We start from the raw sequence: 17,847 nt of genomic DNA on the forward strand, positions 1-17,847 counted from the left end.
AGCTCACCGCGCCGGCACCCGCGCTACGGGTCTGGATGTCGGAGGCGCCGCCTGCGGCGAGCGGAGCGGAGCGCCGCCTGCGGCGAGCGGACCGAGGGCGCCGCCTGCGGCGAGCGAGCCGGGGGGATGCGGAGAGGGCCCGTGCTGACGGCACGGGCCCTCTCGCGGCGGTGGGAGGGGTCAGACGTTCTTGGTCCAGTCGACGTCGGCGTCCTCGTCGGTGAGCTCGGCGTCGCCGGACTCGTCGAGGACGAGGTTCGGGAGGGTCAGCGCCTCGGTGGGAGGAGCGATGACCGTCGCCTCGTCGCGGCGATGACGCAGGATGTCGTTCACGTAGGCGGTGACCGCCTCCGCCAGGGGGACGTCGCGCGCCTGCTGCTGCGACATGAACCAGCGGTGCTCGAGCAGCTGGTGGAACATCTCGGCCGGCTCCAGGCGGCCCTTGAGATCACGGGGGATCGAGCGGATGACCGGCTCGAACACCTGCGCCAGCCACTCGTGCGCCACCATCTCCTCGTCCAGGCCCTGCTTGTCGTAGGTCGCCGTGTACGAGTCGAGGTCGTTGAGCAGGCGCCGCGCCTGGTTCTCCTGCGCGTCCAGCCCGGTGAGACGGAGCAGCCGCCGCTGGTGGTGGCCGGCGTCGACCACCTTCGGCTGGATGCGCACCGTCGACCCGGCCTCGTCGGTCTTGATCGCGAGCTCCTCGATGTCGAAGCCCAGCTCGTTCAGCCGGTTCACGCGGTCGTTGATCCGCCAGCGCTCCGACGTCGCGAACGACTCGGCACCGGTCAGCTCCTTCCAGAGGCTGCGGTACGCCGCGACGATGCCGTCGGAGACCGTGATCGGGTCGAGGTCGTCGTCGACGCGACCGCCGGCCTCGAGGTCGAGCAGCTCGCCGGCGATGTTGACGCGGGCGATCTCCAGATCGTTCTCGCGCTGGCCGTTCGAGAGGCCGCCCGAGTAGAGCTGCCCGGTCTCCGCATCGACCAGGTAGGCGGCGAAGGCGCCGGCATCGCGCCGGAAGAGAGTGTTCGAGAGCGAGACGTCGCCCCAGAAGAAGCCGATCACGTGCAGGCGGACCAGGAGGAGCGCCAGCGCGTCGACCAGACGGGTCGCCGTGTCCGGCCGCAGCGTCTGCGAGAAGAGCGCCCGGTAGGGGAGCGAGAACTTGAGGTGACGGGTGACCAGCACGGCGGGCAGGGCCTCGCCCTCGTCGTCGGTGCGGTTCGTGATCACCGCGCCCGGAACCACGCACGGCACGTCGAGGCGCTGCAGCGTCTTCAGCATCTCGTACTCGCGCCGCGACATCTCGGCGGTCGTCTCCTTGACGGCGACGACGTGACCGGAGAGGTGGGCGAAGCGGACCGTGTGCCGCGAGATGCCCTTCGGCAGGGCGGCGATGTACTCGTCGGGCCAGTCGTCGAGCCGCAGGTTCCACGGCAGGTCGAGCAGGGCCGGGTCGACGGTGGCCGAGGTGATGTTCAGGGAGCCGGACATGGTGCGCCGTTCGTGTCGCGTGTCGGACGGTGGGGGAGCCGCAGACGACGCTGCCGCCGCCCTGGAGGGGACGGCGGCAGCGTGCGGTGCAGGAGGAGGCTCAGGAGAGGCGCTCGCCCGACTCCGCGTCGAAGATGTGCACGCGGTGGTTCGCGGTCACGTACACGCGGTCGCCCGCGGTCGGGTGCACGCGGCCGTCGACGCGCGCGACGATGTCGGTGCGGCGGCCCTCGACCTCGGTGTGGCCGTAGAGGTAGCCGTCCGAGCCGAGCTCCTCGATGAGGTCGACCTCGATCGGCAGTCCGCCGGGCTGGGTCGAGACGGTGACGTCCTCGGGGCGCACGCCGAGCGTGACGACCTTCTGGCTCGTCTTCGCGAGCGCCTCGCGGGCGATCGGGAGGACGGTGTCGCCGAACTTGACGCCGCCGTCGGTGACGTCCGCGTGGAACAGGTTCATCGCGGGCGAGCCGATGAAGCCGGCCACGAAGACGTTGTTCGGGTTCTCGTACAGGTCGCGGGGCGAGCCGACCTGCTGGAGGAGGCCGTCCTTGAGGACGGCGATGCGGTCGCCCATGGTGAGCGCCTCGGTCTGGTCGTGGGTGACGTAGACCGTGGTGATGCCCAGGCGGCGCTGCAGCGTGCCGATCTGGGTGCGGGTGGACACGCGGAGCTTGGCGTCGAGGTTCGACAGCGGCTCGTCCATGAGGAAGACCTGGGGCTTGCGGACGATGGCGCGGCCCATCGCGACGCGCTGGCGCTGGCCACCGGAGAGCGCCTTCGGCTTGCGGTTCAGGTAGGGCTCGAGGTCGAGCATCTTCGCGGCCTCGAGGACCCGCGCGGCGCGCTCGTCCTTGTTGACGCCGGCGATCTTGAGCGCGAAGCCCATGTTCTCGGCGACCGACATGTGCGGGTACAGCGCGTAGTTCTGGAAGACCATCGCGATGTCGCGGTCCTTCGGCGGAACGTCCGTGACGTTGCGGTCGCCGATGAGGATGCGGCCCTCGTTGACCTCTTCGAGGCCGGCGAGCATGCGCAGCGAGGTGGACTTGCCGCAGCCGGAGGGGCCGACGAGGACGAGGAACTCGCCGTCGCCCACCTCGAGGTTGAGCTTGTCGACGGAGGCGCGAGTGGCCCCGGGGTAGACGCGGGACGCGTGGTCGAAAGTTACGGACGCCATTGTTCTTGCTCCTTCACCGGCAGGTACGTGCCGGACGATCCGAGTGAATGGAAGTGATGGTCATCATCGCGTGGGCGACTCCGACCAACCGTCACAGTATGCCACGGGGCCGACAGTCGTCGGTCGGGCACCGCGTATCCGTCGTTTGGAGGTTTCCCAGGGCTCGCGCGTAGGATTCCGGCGAGTCGCGCCCGGCGACCCCCTTCTTCCCCCTCTCTCATTCGGAGCGTTCTTGTCATGACCACCGGCGGAGCCAACGACCGTCTCTCGAAGAACCAGCGACGAGAGGCCGCCCGAGAGAAGGCGCGCCGCCTGCGCGAGCAGCAGAAGCGCCGCGACCGCGTGAGCCGCTTCGCCCTGCAGGGCGGGCTCGCCGCCGTCGTGATCGCGGTCGTCGTGATCGTGGTCTTCGCCGTCACCTCGAGCATCCGCCCCGCGGGCCCGGGCCCGGCGAACATGGCGAGCGACGGTGTCGTCATCGGCGAGAACATGGTCGCGCAGACGAGCGGCGCCGTCGCCGCCGACGGGACGCCCACCCCCAGCGCGCTCGACACCTCGGCCGGCACGGTCGACATCCGGGTCTACCTCGACTACCTCTGCCCCTACTGCGGCCAGTTCGAGAAGACCAACGGCGACCAGATCAAGGAGTGGGTGACCAGCGGTGCCGCGACGGTCGAGATCCACCCGATCGCCATCCTCACGACCCGCTCCAACGGCACCAAGTACTCGGAGCGCTCGGCCAACGCCGCCGCGTGCGTCGCGGACCGCTCGCCCGACTCGTTCTTCGACTTCAACTCCCTGCTGTTCGCCAATCAGCCGGCGGAGGGGACAGACGGACTCTCGGACGACCAGTTGAAGGACTACGCCTCGCAGGCCGGCGTCGAGGACACGGCGGCCGTGAACACCTGCATCGACGACCAGAGCTTCGTGAGCTGGGTCCGCGCCGCGACCGAGCGCGCCACCTCGGGTCCGCTGCCCGGCACGGACGTGCCCGCAGTCACGGGCACCCCGACCGTCCTGGTCAACGGCGAGGCGTACTCGGGCTCGCTGACCGACCCGGACGCCTTCAGCTCCTTCGTGCTCTCGGCCGCCGCCGACTCCTACTCGTCGGCGACTCCCGCGCCCACCTCCTCCGAGACCCCGGCGCCGAGCGACACGCCCGCCTCGACCGAGGCCCCCGCGTCGACCGAGACGCCCGCGTCGACCGAGACCCCCGCTCCCAGCGACGCCCCGGTCTCCACCGAGGCTCCGGCCTCCTCCGAGCCCACTCCGGCCGCCGCGGGCTGAGCCCCGGACGCGCAAGAACCCCGCGCATGCAGAAGGCCCCGACCGCACACAGCGGTCGGGGCCTTCTTCTCTCCTGAGCCGACGACGGGACTTGAACCCGTAACCGCCCGATTACAAGTCGGGTGCGCTACCAATTGCGCCACGTCGGCAGGTGCGCTCGCGCGCCCGGCCACCCTATCGCGGGCCCCGGATCCGCCCGGATCGGGGCCCGCCGCGTCTCACGGTTCGAGGATGCTGAGGTGCCGCTCGGCGGGAGCGGGACGCTTGGGGCCGCCGATCTTCCCGTCCGGACGGCCGACGTAGAGCCAGCCGAGCAGCTCCTCGCCCTTCTCGAGGCGATGCGCCTTCCGCACGGCCTTGTCGCGCGTGTAGGAGCCGGTGCGCCAGAAGACACCCCAGCCCGCCTCGTCGAGCAGCAGGCTCAGGAGGTGGGCGACGCCCGAGGCGACGGCCTCCTGCTCCCAGGCCGGCACCTTCGACTTCTTGACGCTGACCACGACGGCCAGCAGCAGGGAGGCGCGGTGCGTCTTCTCGATGTACTTCCGCGGGTCCTTCTTCGCCCCCGAGGCGACCGCGAAGCTGCGGCCGACCCGGTCGCGGGCGGCGCCGCGGATCTCGATGACCCGCCACGGGCGCAGCGAGCTGTGATCGGCGAGACGCGACGCCGCCGAGACGAACGCCGCGATCTCGTCGTGCCCCGGAGCCTCCGGCGTCACCTTCGAGCGCGATCGGCGCGCGAGGACGGCCTCGAGCACGGGGGAGGAGGACACGGTCACTCGCCCTCGGCCTGGAAGTTCAGGGCGATCGAGTTCATGCAGTAGCGGTCGCCGGTGGGCGTGCCGAAGCCGTCGGGGAAGACGTGTCCCAGGTGGGATCCGCAGTTCGCGCAGCGGACCTCGGTGCGGACCATGCCGAGGGTGCTGTCCTCGATCAGCTGGACCGCGTCCGGGTTCACGGACTCGTAGAAGCTCGGCCAGCCGCAGCCGGAGTCGAACTTGGTGCCGCTCTTGAAGAGCTCGGCGTTGCAGGCGGCACAGGTGTAGAGGCCGGAGCGGTGCTCGTCGAGCAGCTCGCCGGTCCACGGGCGCTCGGTGGCCGCTTCGCGCAGGACCGCGTACTGGTCGCGGTCGAGCTCCTCGCGCCACTCGGCGTCGGACTTGTTCACGGAATACGACGACATGGGTCTCCCTCGGAATCCTCGTCAGTGTACGGGGGCGGTCGCGCCCCTCCACCTGGTCCAACCCCCGGGACGACGGCTCCATTCCGCCTCCACGGGCTCTGGAGGAGACTCCCCGCCGGCACGCCGCGACGCGGTCACGAGCCGTTCGGAGCGCCTCCCCTGCGGTGGCGTCACGCCTGCCTACCCTGGGGGGATGAGCAGGACGACGGACCCGAGGCCGGGCACCGGTCTGTCCGAGCGCGAGCTGCGGGTGCTCGCCTTCGAGCGCGAGTGGACGGCCCGCTCCGGGGACAAGGACGACGCCATCCGCTCCCAGTTCGGACTGTCGGCCGCCCGCTATTATCAGGTGCTCAGCGCGTTGCTCGCCTCTCCGGCCGCCCTCGCGCACGACCCGATGCTCGTCACGCGGCTGCAGCGCATCCGCGACCAGCGCGCCGGCGCCCGCGCCTCGCGACGCCTCGGGCGCCTCGAGTAGACGAGCTGCTCGAGTCCACCAACGGAAGGCCGGCCGTACCCCCGATGTCGAACACGCACCCGAGAGACCGCTTCGACGAGGTCCCGGCGACGGAGGTGCGCGTCGGCGCCCACCGCCGGCCGCCGGCCCCTCACGCCCGCGCGGTCGCCCTCGCCTGGGCCGCGCTCGCCACCGGAGTCATCGTCCTGCTCGGCTTCATCGGGCTGCTGGTCATCGACGACCGGGTGCAGTTCACGGACGTCTTCACTCCGCCGACCGCGACCGTGGAGGCGACCCCGACCGCCGCCGCGACGCTCGATCCCGATCTCGCCGTCGCCGTCCTCAACGGCACCGCCACCGTCGGACTCGCCGCCAGCGCCGGCGACGCCCTGACGACGGCCGGATGGAGCGTCCCGACCGTCGCGAACGCGAACACCGAGGACATCGCCGCCACGACCGTCTACTACACCGACCCGGCGCTCGAGGGAGCGGCCCTCGGTCTCGTCGACTCGCTCGGAACGGGGACCGTCCTGCTCTCGCAGGACTTCGTCGAGACGGGCTCCGTCGTCGTGGTCCTGGGGGCCGATTACGCGTCCGAGCAGGGCTGATCGGGGCCCTCTGTTACGGGCACGTTTCCTCCGTGTTGAATCCCGGGCAACTCTTCCCCGCGAGGCCCTTTTCAGCCCCTCCCGGGGCCGATAGCCGGATTAGTATTCCTGACCAGGCACCAGCACATCGCTCGTGCCGCGGGCATCACAGCACTGGGGAGTACAGAGATGGCGAACGGAACCGTCAAGTGGTTCAACGCTGAGAAGGGCTACGGCTTCATCACGGTCGACGGCGGCGGACAGGACGTCTTCGTCCACTACTCCGCGATCGACATGTCGGGGTACAAGGTCCTCGAGGAGGGGCAGCAGGTCGCGTTCGAGGTCGGCACGGGGTCGAAGGGCCCCCAGGCCGAATCGGTCCGCCCGGCCTGACCGCCGAGCCTCCCGGGAGCCGTCGTCCGCCTCGTGCGGGCGGCGGCTCCTTCGTGTCGGAGCGCGTGCCGGTCGCTTGCACTCGTCCACCGCGAGTGCCAGAATCGACCTTGGCACTCGCTCCGGTCGAGTGCCAGCACAGACATTTCACGACGTCCGGGAGGGACGAGAAACACACATGGCCAAGATCATTGCTTTTGACGAAGAAGCCCGCCGCGGCCTCGAGCGTGGACTCAACACTCTGGCCGACGCGGTCAAGGTGACCCTCGGCCCGCGCGGCCGCAACGTCGTCCTCGAGAAGAAGTGGGGCGCTCCCACCATCACGAACGACGGCGTCTCCATCGCCAAGGAGATCGAGCTCGACGAGCCGTACGAGAAGATCGGCGCCGAGCTCGTCAAGGAGGTCGCCAAGAAGACCGACGACGTCGCCGGCGACGGAACCACCACCGCGACCGTCCTCGCTCAGGCGCTCGTCCGCGAGGGCCTGCGCAACGTCGCGGCCGGCGCCGACCCGATCAGCCTCAAGAAGGGCATCGAGAAGGCCGTCAAGGCCGTCACCGCCGAGCTCATCGCCGGCGCGAAGGCGATCGAGACCAAGGAGGAGATCGCGGCGACCGCCTCCATCTCCGCCGCGGACCCCGAGATCGGCGCGATCATCGCCGAGGCGATCGACAAGGTCGGCAAGGAGGGCGTCGTCACCGTCGAGGAGTCGAACACCTTCGGCACCGAGCTCGAGCTCACCGAGGGCATGCGCTTCGACAAGGGCTACCTGTCGCAGTACTTCGTGACCGACCCCGACCGTCAGGAGGCGGTGTTCGAGGACCCCTACATCCTCATCGTCAACTCCAAGGTCTCGAACATCAAGGACCTGCTCCCGGTCGTCGACAAGGTGATCCAGGCGGGCAAGCAGCTGCTGATCATCGCCGAGGACGTCGACGGCGAGGCGCTGGCGACCCTGGTCGTCAACAAGATCCGCGGCATCTTCAAGTCGGTCGCCGTCAAGGCCCCCGGCTTCGGCGACCGTCGCAAGGCGCAGCTCCAGGACATCGCGATCCTCACCGGCGGCCAGGTCATCTCCGAGGAGGTCGGCCTCAAGCTCGAGAACGTCACCCTCGACCTGCTCGGCTCGGCCCGCAAGGTCGTCATCACCAAGGACGAGACCACGATCGTCGAGGGTGCCGGCGACGCCGAGGCCATCGCCGGCCGCGTCGCGCAGATCCGCGGCGAGATCGAGAACACCGACAGCGACTACGACCGCGAGAAGCTCCAGGAGCGCCTCGCGAAGCTCGCTGGCGGCGTCGCGGTCATCAAGGCCGGAGCGGCGACCGAGGTCGAGCTCAAGGAGCGCAAGCACCGCATCGAGGACGCCGTCCGCAACGCGAAGGCCGCCGTCGAGGAGGGCATCGTCGCCGGTGGTGGCGTCGCCCTCATCCAGGCCGGCAAGCTCGCCTTCGAGAAGCTCGAGCTCGTCGGAGACGAGGCGACCGGCGCGAACATCGTCAAGGTCGCCATCGACGCCCCGCTCAAGCAGATCGCCCTCAACGCGGGCATGGAGCCCGGCGTCGTCGCTGCGAAGGTCCGCGAGCTGCCCACCGGACACGGCCTCAACGCCGCGACCGGCGAGTACGTCGACCTCATCGCCGCGGGCATCATCGACCCGGTCAAGGTCACGCGCTCCGCTCTGCAGAACGCGGCGTCGATCGCCGGTCTCTTCCTCACCACGGAGGCCGTCGTCGCCGACAAGCCCGAGAAGAACCCGGTCGCCGCGGGCGGCGACCCCACCGGAGGCATGGACTTCTAGTCCAGGCCCCCCATCACGCAGAAGGCGGTTCCCCTCCGGGGGAGCCGCCTTCGGCGTTTCCGGAAGCATCTGAGCGAGCAGCGGGGGACCCCACCGGCAGGCGGTCGTGGACCGGCCCCGCGACCACAACGGCGGTCCTCCTGCGGTGGCACCGCCCTCCGCGCCGCCTCGGTCTCCTCAGCGGACACCGGCACCGGAAGCGCGTGGAAGGCGCCGGTGCGGGTCGCGACGTCCGGGTCAAGGCGGAGAAGTCTTCGGCCGAACGGATGCGGACGGCGATCCCGCAGGATCCGGTGACGCGGCATCCGTCGAGCGTCGGGTCTCATCTCCAGCGGTCCGGGCGGGCTCGCCGCTCGGTGGTCCCCAAATGGAGAGAGTGAGCCGCGCGCGGCCGTGCACTCCGGGTGCGCGAGGTCACGGTCGCCCCGGGCGGATCGATCCGTGCCGCTCGCGGACGTCGACGGGAGAGCCCGGACCGAAGGGGCCCCCGAGGAAGGACGGACCGCGGTGCGGATCAGACCGAGGCGGGGGAGGTCTCGCCGTTCTGGCCGACCGTGAGCAGCGGCAGCGCGACGCGGAAGGTCGCGCCTCCGCCCGGCGTCTCGACGACGTCCACGCGGCCCTTGTGCGCGGCGACGATCGAGGACACGATCGCCAGTCCGAGGCCGCTGCCGCCGGTCTCGCGGGTCCGCGACGTGTCCGCGCGCCAGAAGCGCTGGAAGATCTTCTCGCGGATCTGCGGCGGGATGCCCTCGCCGTGGTCGATGACCTCCAGCAGGGCGAGGCGGCGGGAGCGGTCGACGGCGACGCCGATCTCGATCGGAGTGTCCTCGGGCGTGTAGCGGACGGCGTTGCCGATCAGGTTCGTCAGGACCTGGCGGATCTTGTTCTCCTCGGCCATCACCATCGCGGGCACGCCCGGCTCCTCGGGGGCGGTGGCGGTGCCGGCGGCGATCTCCTCGGCGTTGACCCGGCGCGGACGCCGGCGGAATCGGGCGAGCCTCGCTCCTGCCGCGGCGATCGGGCCGGTGAGCCCGGGGTTCGTCAGCTCCATGGTCTGAGTGGCGGAGGCGCCGGCCTCGTCGGGCTCGAGCGCGGGCGTCTCCACGGGGGTGTCGTCGCGGGTCTCGACGCCGAAGTCGCGGTCGGGCCAGGAGGCCATCGCGTCCATCGCGGCGTCGCGGGCGAGCGGCATCAGATCGACGGGCGCGAGTGCGAGAGGCTTCGTCTCGTCGAGGCGGGCGAGCTCGAGGAGGTCCTCGACCAGGCCGCCCATCCGGATCGCCTCCTTCTCGATGCGCTCCATCGCCTGGCCGACGGCCTCGGGCGTCTGCAGAGCGCCCATCCGGTACAGCTCGGCGTAGCCGCGGACGGAGACCAGCGGGGTGCGCAGCTCGTGGCTGGCGTCGCCGACGAAGCGGCGCATCTGGTCGATCGTGCGGGCGCGGTCGCGGAAGGCGGAGTCGATCCGCCCGAGCATCGCGTTCAGGGAGCGGTTGAGGCGTCCGACCTCGGTGTTGGGTGTCGTGCCGTCCAGGCGCTGGCTGAAGTCGCCGTCCGCGATGGCGGCAGCGGTCTGCTCGACCTCGCGCAGCGGGGCGAAGGTGGTGGTGACCAGCAGGCGGGTGAGGAGTGCGCCGATCACGACGATCGCGACTCCGAAGCCGAGGAAGATCGTGAGGTACGTCGTCATGATGACGTCGACGCTGCGGGTCGACACCGCGAGCAGGAGCGTCTGGTACTCGGTGCCCCTCGTGAACACCGTCGACATGACGTGGTACTCGACCTTGCCGTTGGAGCTCCAGATCTCCATCGGCTTGTCGCCGCCCTGCAGCGCCTGCTCGAGGGTGAAGGTCTGCGGGAAGGCGGGGTCGGCCGCGCCGGACGCGTTCGTGTTGTCGAGCGTGCCGTACTGGTCGTAGACGGCGCCGAAATCGGCCTTGGACTCGTCGATCGCGGCCAAGTCGTTGACGGAGAGGTCGCTCGCCGTCCGCTGGACCTGGTCGGCCAGCTGTGCGTCGAGCTGGGCGACGAGCTGCGGCTTCAGCATCGTCATCGTCCCGATCCCGGAGACGAGGAGTCCCAGCGTGAGCAGGAGGACCGTGACCGCGGTGATCTTCGTGCGCAACGAGATGGAGTTCCACCGCTCGGCCAGACCCTGGTGCATGGCGGTGGAACTCCCTCGGGATCGGCGGGCGCCGCGCCTCCGGCGGGAGGTGGCGCCGAGGTGGCGGAGGCTAGGCCTTCGCGACCTTCAGCATGTATCCGAATCCTCGCTTGGTCTGGATGAGCGATTCCTCCGAATGCGTGTCGAGCTTACGTCGCAGGTACGAGATGTAGGACTCGACGATGCCCGCATCGCCGTTGAAGTCGTACTCCCACACGTGGTCGAGGATCTGCGCCTTGCTGAGCACCCGGTTCGGGTTGAGCATCAGGTAGCGGAGCAACTTGAACTCGGTGGGGCTGAGCTCCACCGGCTCGTCGCCGACGAGGACCTCGTGCGTGTCCTGGTCCATGGTCAGCTCGCCGGCCCGGATGACCGCGTCCTCCTCGGCGTGCATGGTGCGGCGGAGGATCGCCTTGATGCGCGCGACGATCTCGTCGAGGCTGAACGGCTTCGTGACGTAGTCGTCACCGCCGACGGTGAGGCCCGTGATCTTGTCCTCGGTGTCGTCCTTCGCCGTGAGGAAGAGGATGGGGGAGGTGTACCCGGCCGAGCGGAGGCGCTTGGTCACGCCGAATCCGTTCATGTCCGGGAGCATCACGTCGAGGATGATCAGGTCCGGCTCCTCCTCGAGGACCGCCGAGATCGCCTGGGCCCCGTTGCCGACCGCACGCACGGCGAAGCCGGCGAAGCGGAGGCTCGTGGTGAGCAGGTCTCTGATGTTGGGCTCGTCGTCGACGATGAGAATGCGGGGTCCGTCCATGCAGGACAGTATCTGGCCGTCGGCTGTACGGAGTCTGGGAGTCGGTTGTCCGGGCGCTCGGTGCCGGCTCGGCGGCGGGGAACGCCGGATCGGAGGCGGTGCGGCAGGAGGAGAGCGCGTCCGATCAGGACTGCGCGCGGCGGCGCCGGACCCCCACGATGAGCATCGCGATCATCATGAGGAACGCGATGGGCAGGCCCACCAGCGGCACAGCGAAGACGAACTGCCAGAACGGGCCGGCGTACTCGCGGATCCCGAGCGCGGGGGCGACCAGGATCGCGAGGAACGCGAGGACCGTCACGACGATGATCGCGATGAACATGTAGGCGAGCGTGCGCTCCGCGCGTCCGACGCCCGCCGGCTCCTGTGGCTTCACCCGTCAAGGATAGGGCGGCCCCGGTCGACTAAACTGATGGCTGCTTCATTTCCAGGAGGGGTCTGCATGCCTACCGGCAAGGTCAAGTTCTACGACGAGGAGAAGGGCTTCGGCTTCATCAGCACTGATGACGGCCAGGAGGTCTTCCTGCACGCTTCCGCGCTGCCCTCCGGGACCGCGGTCAAGGCCGGCACCCGCCTCGAGTTCGGCATCGCCGACGGCAAGCGCGGGGCGCAGGCGCTCTCGGCGCGCGTCCTCGACGCCCCGCCGAGCCTGGTGAAGCTCAACCGGAAGTCCGCGGACGACATGTCCGTGATCGTAGAGGACACGGTCAAGCTGCTCGACGGGATCGGCGCCGGGCTCAAGCGCGGCCGCTACCCCGACAAGGCGCACGGGCGCACGATCGCGGCGCTCCTGCGCCGGGTTGCGGACGAGCTGGATGCCTGACGCCGACGGCACGACCGACGAGCAGGGCCCGGTCGAGGAGACCGTCGCCGCTCCGACCACGGAGGACGCTCGCGTGGAGCAGTCCCCGGAAGAGGGTGACTCCGGCGCCGAGCCGGACGCGACTCCCGCCGATTCTGACTCCTCCGCTGAGGACACGCGCGGAGCCGACGAGGAGATCGACGCTGACCAGGCGGCTCCTGTCGACGAGGCTCCCTCCGGCGAGGGTGAGAGCGACGCGGCCCTCCCGGTGACCGAGGCTTCTGCCGAGGACTCCGCCTCTGCGGAGGAGACTCTTCCGGCCGACGACGTCGCCGCGGAGGCGGGAGTCTCCGGCTCGGGCACGGCTTCTGCTGCAGTGCCGGCTCCTGCTGAGGACGCGGCCACTGCTGACGATGCGGTTCCTGCTGACGATGCGGGAACATCTGAGGACTCGGCTCCTGCTCAGGACATGGCTCCTGCTGACGACTCGGCTCCTGCTGAGGATGCGACTTCTGCGGAGGATTCCGGCCCCGTCGCCGACGACCGTTCCGAGGCCGACGACGACGCTTCCCCGGGGGAGGCGGACGAGGCCACCGGGGACGAGGCTCCCGAGCCCGTCTACGAGGCGGACACCGTGCTCGCGGGGTCTCTCGATGTCGCTCGCGCCGCGCTCGCCGAGATCGCCCCCGAGGGGACGATCGGCGAGCTGGTCACGACTCTGGCGCAGGGCGAGCACGTCGTGTCGCTGCAGTTCGCGAACCTCATGCGCGGCTACCCGGGTTGGCTGTGGACGGCGACGCTGTCCCGGATCGACGAGACCGAGGACGTGAACGTCCTGGAGGTCGAGCTGCTGCCGGGCGAGGGCGCGGTCCTCGCTCCGGACTGGGTGCCGTGGTCCGTGCGTCTCGCCGACTACCAGACCGCGCAGGACGCGCTCGGCGAGGAGGTCGAGAACGCGGACGACGACGAGCTCGAGGACGCCGAGGAAGACGACCTCGACGACGAGTCGGACGACGACTCCGACGAGGACGAGGGCGACTCGGACGACGACGACGATCCGGTCGACGACGACGACGACTCGGACGACGATTCCGACGGCGACGACTCGGACGACGAGGACTCGGACGACTCCGACGACGACGACCCGGACGACGACTCGGACGACGAGGACTCCGACGACGTCGAGCCCGAGCCCGCTCCCGCCCCCGCCCCGACGACCCGTCGCCGTCGACGTCGCCGCTGATCCGGTCCGGCGCCGCCCGATGAGCATCGACTCCGACACCCGCATCGCTTATCCCGACGGCGCCGTGCGCTCCTCCGGGCGCGTACAGCACGTGGGCCGGCTGCAGGACGGCCGCTGGGCGGTCGTCCTCGATGCGACCTCCGCTCACCCCGTCGACCCGACCTGGCCCGACCAGGGGCCCGACCGCGGTGCGCTGGTCGTGGCGGGGGAGCGGCTTCCCCTCATCGACTGCCTCATCGGGGCGTGGCAGGGCGGCGAGCTGCACGTCGGCGAGCGGCTCCCGGCGCGGCTCGGTACTCCGGAGTGGAGCTTCGTCGTCGTCCACATCGTCGACGACGCCTCCTCACTCCACGTGGACGACGAGGTCGACGTCGAGGTCGAGCAGGAGCACCGGCACGAGCTCTCCCGCGGGCACACCGCCTGCCACCTCGCCTCCCTCGCCCTCAACGCCGCTCTGGCCTCGTTCTGGTCGAAGCCGGCACGCACCGACGCCCTGGGCAGCCCCGACTTCGACCAGGCCGCGATCCAGACCTCGCGGATCCGCGAGTCCGGCTCCACCGACGTCTACCGCCTCGGCAAGTCCCTCCGACGCAGCGGGATGGACACCGCCCGCCTGCTGGCGGAGATCCTCGAGGTGCAGGAGCGGGTGAACGCCCTTCTCGCCGAGTGGATCGCCTCGGACGCGGAGGTGCGCATCGAGCGCGACGACGACCTCCTCAGCACGCGGCGGACATGGCGCTGCACCCTCCCCGCGGGGGACGCCGCGATCGCGTGCGGCGGCACCCACATCGTGCGCCTCGGCGAGTTCGCCGGCCTGCGCGTCCGTCTCGAGCCGGAGGCCGACGGCACCGGGCTCCGGATGGAGACCGACGCGGTCTAGCGGCGGTTGCGGCTGTAGAACAGCCCGATCGTGCCGAGGACCAGTCCGATCACGACGGTCGACAGGACGACCGGCTCGATGACGGCTCCGACGGCCGTCGCCACGAGCACGGCCACGAGCGCGACCGCCCAGACGACGCACCCGACCAGCAGAGCCGTCGCGTCGTCGCTCGCGTAGGGCGGCGGCGCGGGCCGCCGCTCCTCCTCGCGCAGCCACAGCCGCATGGCGTGCCTCAGACCGCCAGGCGCTCGAGGACGTGGTCGATGCAGCCGAGCAGCGAGCGGACGTCGTCCGGCTCGATCGCGACGAACGTCGCCACGCGCAGCTGGTTGCGGCCGAGCTTGCGGTACGGCTCCGTGTCGACGATCCCGTTCGCGCGGAGGATCTTCGCGACGAGAGCGGCATCGACGGAGGCGTCGAAGTCGACGGTCGCGACGACCTGGGAGCGGTGCTCGGGCACCTCGACGAACGGGGTGGCGAGGCTCGAGGCCTCGGCCCAGTCGTAGATCGCGGAGGAGGACTCGGCCGTGCGCGCCGACGCCCAGGCCAGGCCGCCCGAGGCGTTCATCCACTCGAGCTGCGACTCCATCAGCAGGAGGGTCGAGAGCGCCGGAGTGTTCAGCGTCTGGTTCAGGCGCGAGTTGTCGACGGCGTTCTTGAGGCTGAGGAACTCGGGGATGTAGCGGCCGCTCGCCGCGATGCGCTCGATCCGCTCGATCGCGGCGGGGGAGAAGAGGCCGAACCAGAGTCCGCCGTCGGAGGCGAAGTTCTTCTGCGGGGCGAAGTAGTAGACGTCGGCCTCGGCGATGTCGACGTCGATGCCGCCCGCCGCGCTGGTGGCGTCGATGACGGTGAGCGCGCCCTCGTCGCCGCGGACCCGGCGGACCGGGGCCATCACTCCGGTGCTCGTCTCGTTGTGGGGCCACGCGTACACGTCGATCCCCTCGACGATCTCGACCTCGCTCCGGGACCCCGCGGGGGCGGAGACGACGTGGGCCGGCTCGAGGAACGGCGCGGAGGCGGCGGCCGCGAACTTCTGGCCGAACTCGCCGAACGTGAGGTTCTCGGCGCGGCGCTCGATGAGGGAGAAGGCCGCGGCGTCCCAGAAGGCGGTCGAGCCGCCGTTGCCCAACAGGACCTCGTAGCCGTCGGGGATGCGGAACAGCGTGGCGAGGTGCTCGCGCACGCGCCCGACGAGGTCCTTGACGGGCGCCTGGCGGTGCGAGGTCCCGAGGAGGTGCGCGCCCTGCGTCGCGAGGTGGGCGAGCTGGTCGTGCCGCACCTTGGACGGGCCGCAGCCGAACCGTCCGTCGTGGGGGAGAAGCTCGCGAGGAATGGTGAGGTCCGGCATGCGTTAATACTAGGGTTCCCGGCCCGCACCCCTCCTCCGAGCGACGGAGGCCTGCGTCGCGCCGCAGCGCCGATGCTGCGTCGTGGCGACCACTAGGGTGGAGCGCGCCGAGACGGGAAGGCTGAGATGACGGATCTGATCGACACCACCGAGATGTACCTGCGCACCATCCTCGAGCTCGAGGAGGAGAACATCATCCCGCTGCGCGCGCGCATCTCGGAGCGGCTCAGCCACTCCGGGCCGACCGTGTCGCAGACCGTCGGTCGCATGGAGCGCGACGGCCTCGTCGTCGTCTCGGGCGACCGCCACCTCGAGCTCACCTCCGACGGCCGCCGCAAGGCGATCCACGTCATGCGCAAGCACCGCCTCGCCGAGCGGCTCCTCCACGACGTCATCAAGCTCGACTGGGAGTTCGTGCACGAGGAGGCCTGCCGCTGGGAGCACGTGATGAGCGAGCAGGTCGAGCGCCGTCTCCTCGAGATGCTCGACCACCCGACGGAGTCGCCCTACGGGAACCCGATCCCGGGCCTGGACGAGCTCGGCGACACCCCCGCCTCCCGCTTCGCCGACGGCGTCATCAGCCTGCCGCGCTTCGTCGCCGGGTCGAGCGAGCCCCGCCGCGGCGTCGTCCGACGCCTCGGCGAGCCGGCGCAGGTCGATCCGGAGCTCCTCCTCCAGCTCAAGCAGGCCGGGGTCGTCCCCGGTGCCGAGGGCGAGTTCTCGGCCCTCAACGGCTACGTGCTCGCTCGCATCGACGGAGCCGAGGCGGGCATCGAGCTGCCCAACGAGGTCGCGGCGCACATCTTCCTCGTCGTCTGACCCGCGCCTCCCTGGGAGCGGCCCGTACGGGCCCTTACCGCATCCGGTGACCGGAGGCGAACGGGAGAGCGGTCTCTTCCCGCCGAGAAGGTGACAAATCGGTAACGGTCGCTTACGCTCTGTGGAGCCCTGCGGCCGAGCCTCGGTCCCAGGGCGCGGGATCCGACGCCCCCACACCCGTCTCGGATCCTGTGCACACCGATGCTTCGTGCATGAGACGGGACAGCTGCCTGGGCTGAGGGGACGTCGGAGGATCTCCCCCTTGCCCCAGAACCCCCTCACCCCGAACGAGGACGCCGGCTCACCCGACCGGTTCCGCTCCAACCACCCCGACCGCTCCGGCGACGCGACCTTCGAGAACCGGCCCCCGGTCATCCGCGCCCGGATCCACGGGGACGCACCCGTCTCCCGTCGCGCCGTTCCCGCAGCTCCTGCCCGCCGCGCGGACATCACCGACTTCGTGCCGTCGCCGGCCGGGACCCCGCGCAAGCGCAGGGGCCGTGTCGTCGGCAAGGTCGCGATGGTCGGCTTCGCCGGCGCGCTGGTCGCGACGATGGCCCTCCCCGCCTACGCCTTCACTCCGGGCAGCCAGGACGACGGCCTGTTCGCGGCATCGCGAGCCGACCTCCTCCGCCAGGGCTCCGCGCAGACCGTCGCCGTCGACGGCGGAGTGGTGCAGGCCGCGATCGCCCGAGACGGCTTCTCGGCCGAGGCGGCGCCCCCGCCGCCCGCACCGGAGCCCGAGCCCGTCGTGGTCGCCGAGCCCGTTGTCGACACGAGCGACGTCGCCGAGGCGCGCGCCGAGACCGCCGAGGAGTTCAACTCCTACTCCGGCGCCTCGGCCAGCGAGATCGCGGCCGCCGCCCCGACCACCAGCTACAGCCTCTCGGCGGTGTTCGACACCGCGATGCAGTACCAGGGCGTGCCCTACGTCTTCGGCGGAGCCGACCCGAGCGGCTTCGACTGCTCCGGCTTCGTGATGTACGTCTTCGCGCAGTACGGCATCTCGATGCCGCACTCGGCCGCGGGCCAGGGCACCATGGGCACCCCCGTCTCGCTCGCCGACGCGCAGCCCGGCGACCTCGTCATCATGGACGGCCACGACGGCTTCTACGCCGGCAACGGCAACATCCTGCACGCACCCTACGAGGGCGCGAGCGTCCGCGTGCAGCCGCTGTGGACCTCCGACTACCGGATCGTGCGCATCAACGGCTGACCCGGTCGATCCGCTCGAGAGCCCGTCCCCTCCTGGAGGGGGCGGGCTCTCGTCGTCCCGCCGTGTGAACGCCGCGTGACGAATCCGGACCGACCCCTGGTGTTCCGGGCGTGAAGGGTTAACCTGAACCTCAGTTCGCTCGCGTGGCGAGCGGATCGATTCGTCGAGGGACGGAGTGCCGGGATGGCCGAGCGGAGCGGGCGCCACAGCGTGGGGCTGCGCTCGCGCGTGCG

19 protein-coding genes and 1 tRNA gene are annotated in these 17,847 nt (G+C 70.7%); 10 read left to right on the forward strand and 10 right to left on the reverse strand.

All coding sequences use genetic code 11. The features are described 5' to 3' along the window. Positions 1–180: 180 nt before the first annotated feature. Positions 181–1,497: a DUF4032 domain-containing protein gene (locus tag C5B95_RS06960; protein ID WP_104226481.1), complete on the reverse strand. Its 1,317-nt coding sequence runs from the start codon at positions 1,495–1,497 to the stop codon at positions 181–183. Between the two features lie 100 nt (positions 1,498–1,597). Then, on the reverse strand, positions 1,598–2,674 hold the full coding sequence (locus C5B95_RS06965; RefSeq protein WP_104224593.1) for an ABC transporter ATP-binding protein: 1,077 nt from the start codon (positions 2,672–2,674) through the stop codon (positions 1,598–1,600). A 237-nt stretch (positions 2,675–2,911) separates the two neighbouring features. On the opposite strand from C5B95_RS06965, the gene C5B95_RS06970 reads away from it, so the two are divergent. Beyond that, positions 2,912–3,961, forward strand: a complete 1,050-nt coding sequence (locus C5B95_RS06970) for a thioredoxin domain-containing protein (RefSeq protein ID WP_104224594.1) — start codon at positions 2,912–2,914, stop codon at positions 3,959–3,961. Positions 3,962–4,037: 76 nt separating this feature from the next. On the opposite strand, the gene C5B95_RS06975 is transcribed toward C5B95_RS06970, so the two are convergent. From C5B95_RS06975 to msrB, 3 genes are all read right to left on the reverse strand, one after another. Beyond that, a tRNA-Thr gene (locus C5B95_RS06975) sits at positions 4,038–4,110 on the reverse strand. Between the two features lie 69 nt (positions 4,111–4,179). Beyond that, complete coding sequence (locus C5B95_RS06980; RefSeq protein WP_104226480.1) at positions 4,180–4,737, reverse strand: nitroreductase family protein; 558 nt, start codon at positions 4,735–4,737, stop codon at positions 4,180–4,182. Continuing rightward, a complete protein-coding gene (gene msrB, locus C5B95_RS06985; RefSeq protein WP_104255437.1) occupies positions 4,734–5,141 on the reverse strand; it encodes a peptide-methionine (R)-S-oxide reductase MsrB in 408 nt (135 codons plus the stop codon). The genes C5B95_RS06980 and msrB overlap by 4 nt, the downstream gene beginning before the upstream one ends. A 193-nt stretch (positions 5,142–5,334) precedes the next feature. Between msrB and C5B95_RS06990 the strand changes: the two genes are divergently transcribed. The 4 genes from C5B95_RS06990 to groL all read left to right on the forward strand — a co-directional run bounded on the left by C5B95_RS06990 (position 5,335) and on the right by groL (position 8,376). Then, positions 5,335–5,616 carry a DUF3263 domain-containing protein gene (locus tag C5B95_RS06990; RefSeq protein ID WP_104348790.1) on the forward strand — a complete coding sequence of 94 codons (282 nt, stop codon included), beginning with the start codon at positions 5,335–5,337 and terminating at the stop codon, positions 5,614–5,616. A 44-nt stretch (positions 5,617–5,660) separates the two neighbouring features. Continuing rightward, positions 5,661–6,203: a LytR C-terminal domain-containing protein gene (locus C5B95_RS06995; RefSeq protein WP_104348791.1), complete on the forward strand. Its 543-nt coding sequence runs from the start codon at positions 5,661–5,663 to the stop codon at positions 6,201–6,203. Positions 6,204–6,371: 168 nt separating this feature from the next. Next, a complete protein-coding gene (locus tag C5B95_RS07000; RefSeq protein WP_104224599.1) occupies positions 6,372–6,575 on the forward strand; it encodes a cold-shock protein in 204 nt (67 codons plus the stop codon). Positions 6,576–6,753: 178 nt separating this feature from the next. Then, the gene (gene groL / locus C5B95_RS07005) at positions 6,754–8,376 is read left to right on the forward strand and encodes a chaperonin GroEL (RefSeq protein ID WP_104224600.1); all 1,623 of its coding nucleotides are present in this window, start codon (positions 6,754–6,756) and stop codon (positions 8,374–8,376) included. Positions 8,377–8,890: 514 nt separating this feature from the next. Here groL and C5B95_RS07010 read toward each other — a convergent pair. The 3 genes from C5B95_RS07010 to C5B95_RS07020 all read right to left on the reverse strand — a co-directional run bounded on the left by C5B95_RS07010 (position 8,891) and on the right by C5B95_RS07020 (position 11,679). Next, a complete protein-coding gene (locus tag C5B95_RS07010; protein WP_104224601.1) occupies positions 8,891–10,543 on the reverse strand; it encodes a HAMP domain-containing sensor histidine kinase in 1,653 nt (550 codons plus the stop codon). A gap of 70 nt (positions 10,544–10,613) precedes the next feature. Then, positions 10,614–11,303, reverse strand: coding sequence for a response regulator transcription factor (locus C5B95_RS07015; protein ID WP_055787731.1), 690 nt, complete (start codon positions 11,301–11,303; stop codon positions 10,614–10,616). 124 nt (positions 11,304–11,427) lie between these two features. Next, positions 11,428–11,679, reverse strand: a complete 252-nt coding sequence (locus C5B95_RS07020) for a hypothetical protein (protein ID WP_244229474.1) — start codon at positions 11,677–11,679, stop codon at positions 11,428–11,430. Between the two features lie 66 nt (positions 11,680–11,745). Here C5B95_RS07020 and C5B95_RS07025 point away from each other — a divergent pair, with 66 nt between their 5' ends. From C5B95_RS07025 to C5B95_RS07035, 3 genes are read left to right on the forward strand one after another with little or no spacing between them, the layout of a single operon-like run. Continuing rightward, positions 11,746–12,126, forward strand: coding sequence for a cold-shock protein (locus C5B95_RS07025; protein ID WP_104224602.1), 381 nt, complete (start codon positions 11,746–11,748; stop codon positions 12,124–12,126). Then, positions 12,119–13,348, forward strand: a complete 1,230-nt coding sequence (locus C5B95_RS17825) for a DUF3027 domain-containing protein (RefSeq protein WP_258059855.1) — start codon at positions 12,119–12,121, stop codon at positions 13,346–13,348. Before C5B95_RS07025 ends, C5B95_RS17825 begins: the two co-directional genes overlap by 8 nt. 19 nt (positions 13,349–13,367) lie before the next feature. Beyond that, the gene (locus tag C5B95_RS07035) at positions 13,368–14,228 is read left to right on the forward strand and encodes a metal-dependent hydrolase (protein WP_104348792.1); all 861 of its coding nucleotides are present in this window, start codon (positions 13,368–13,370) and stop codon (positions 14,226–14,228) included. On the opposite strand, the gene C5B95_RS07040 is transcribed toward C5B95_RS07035, so the two are convergent. Continuing rightward, complete coding sequence (locus C5B95_RS07040; protein ID WP_104224604.1) at positions 14,225–14,452, reverse strand: DUF2530 domain-containing protein; 228 nt, start codon at positions 14,450–14,452, stop codon at positions 14,225–14,227. The two genes, C5B95_RS07035 and C5B95_RS07040, sit on opposite strands and share 4 nt — an antisense overlap. Before the next feature lie 8 nt (positions 14,453–14,460). Next, positions 14,461–15,579: a phosphoserine transaminase gene (gene serC, locus C5B95_RS07045; RefSeq protein WP_104224605.1), complete on the reverse strand. Its 1,119-nt coding sequence runs from the start codon at positions 15,577–15,579 to the stop codon at positions 14,461–14,463. A 126-nt stretch (positions 15,580–15,705) separates the two neighbouring features. On the opposite strand from serC, the gene C5B95_RS07050 reads away from it, so the two are divergent. Continuing rightward, on the forward strand, positions 15,706–16,398 hold the full coding sequence (locus tag C5B95_RS07050) for a metal-dependent transcriptional regulator (protein ID WP_104224606.1): 693 nt from the start codon (positions 15,706–15,708) through the stop codon (positions 16,396–16,398). 262 nt (positions 16,399–16,660) lie between these two features. Further along, positions 16,661–17,614 (forward strand): C40 family peptidase, encoded by a 954-nt coding sequence (locus C5B95_RS07055; RefSeq protein WP_258059856.1) that lies wholly within the window; start codon positions 16,661–16,663, stop codon positions 17,612–17,614. Positions 17,615–17,847 lie beyond the last annotated feature (233 nt).

It is taken from the genome of Rathayibacter sp. AY1A7 (genome assembly GCF_002930845.1).
Lineage (GTDB): Bacteria > Actinomycetota > Actinomycetes > Actinomycetales > Microbacteriaceae > Rathayibacter.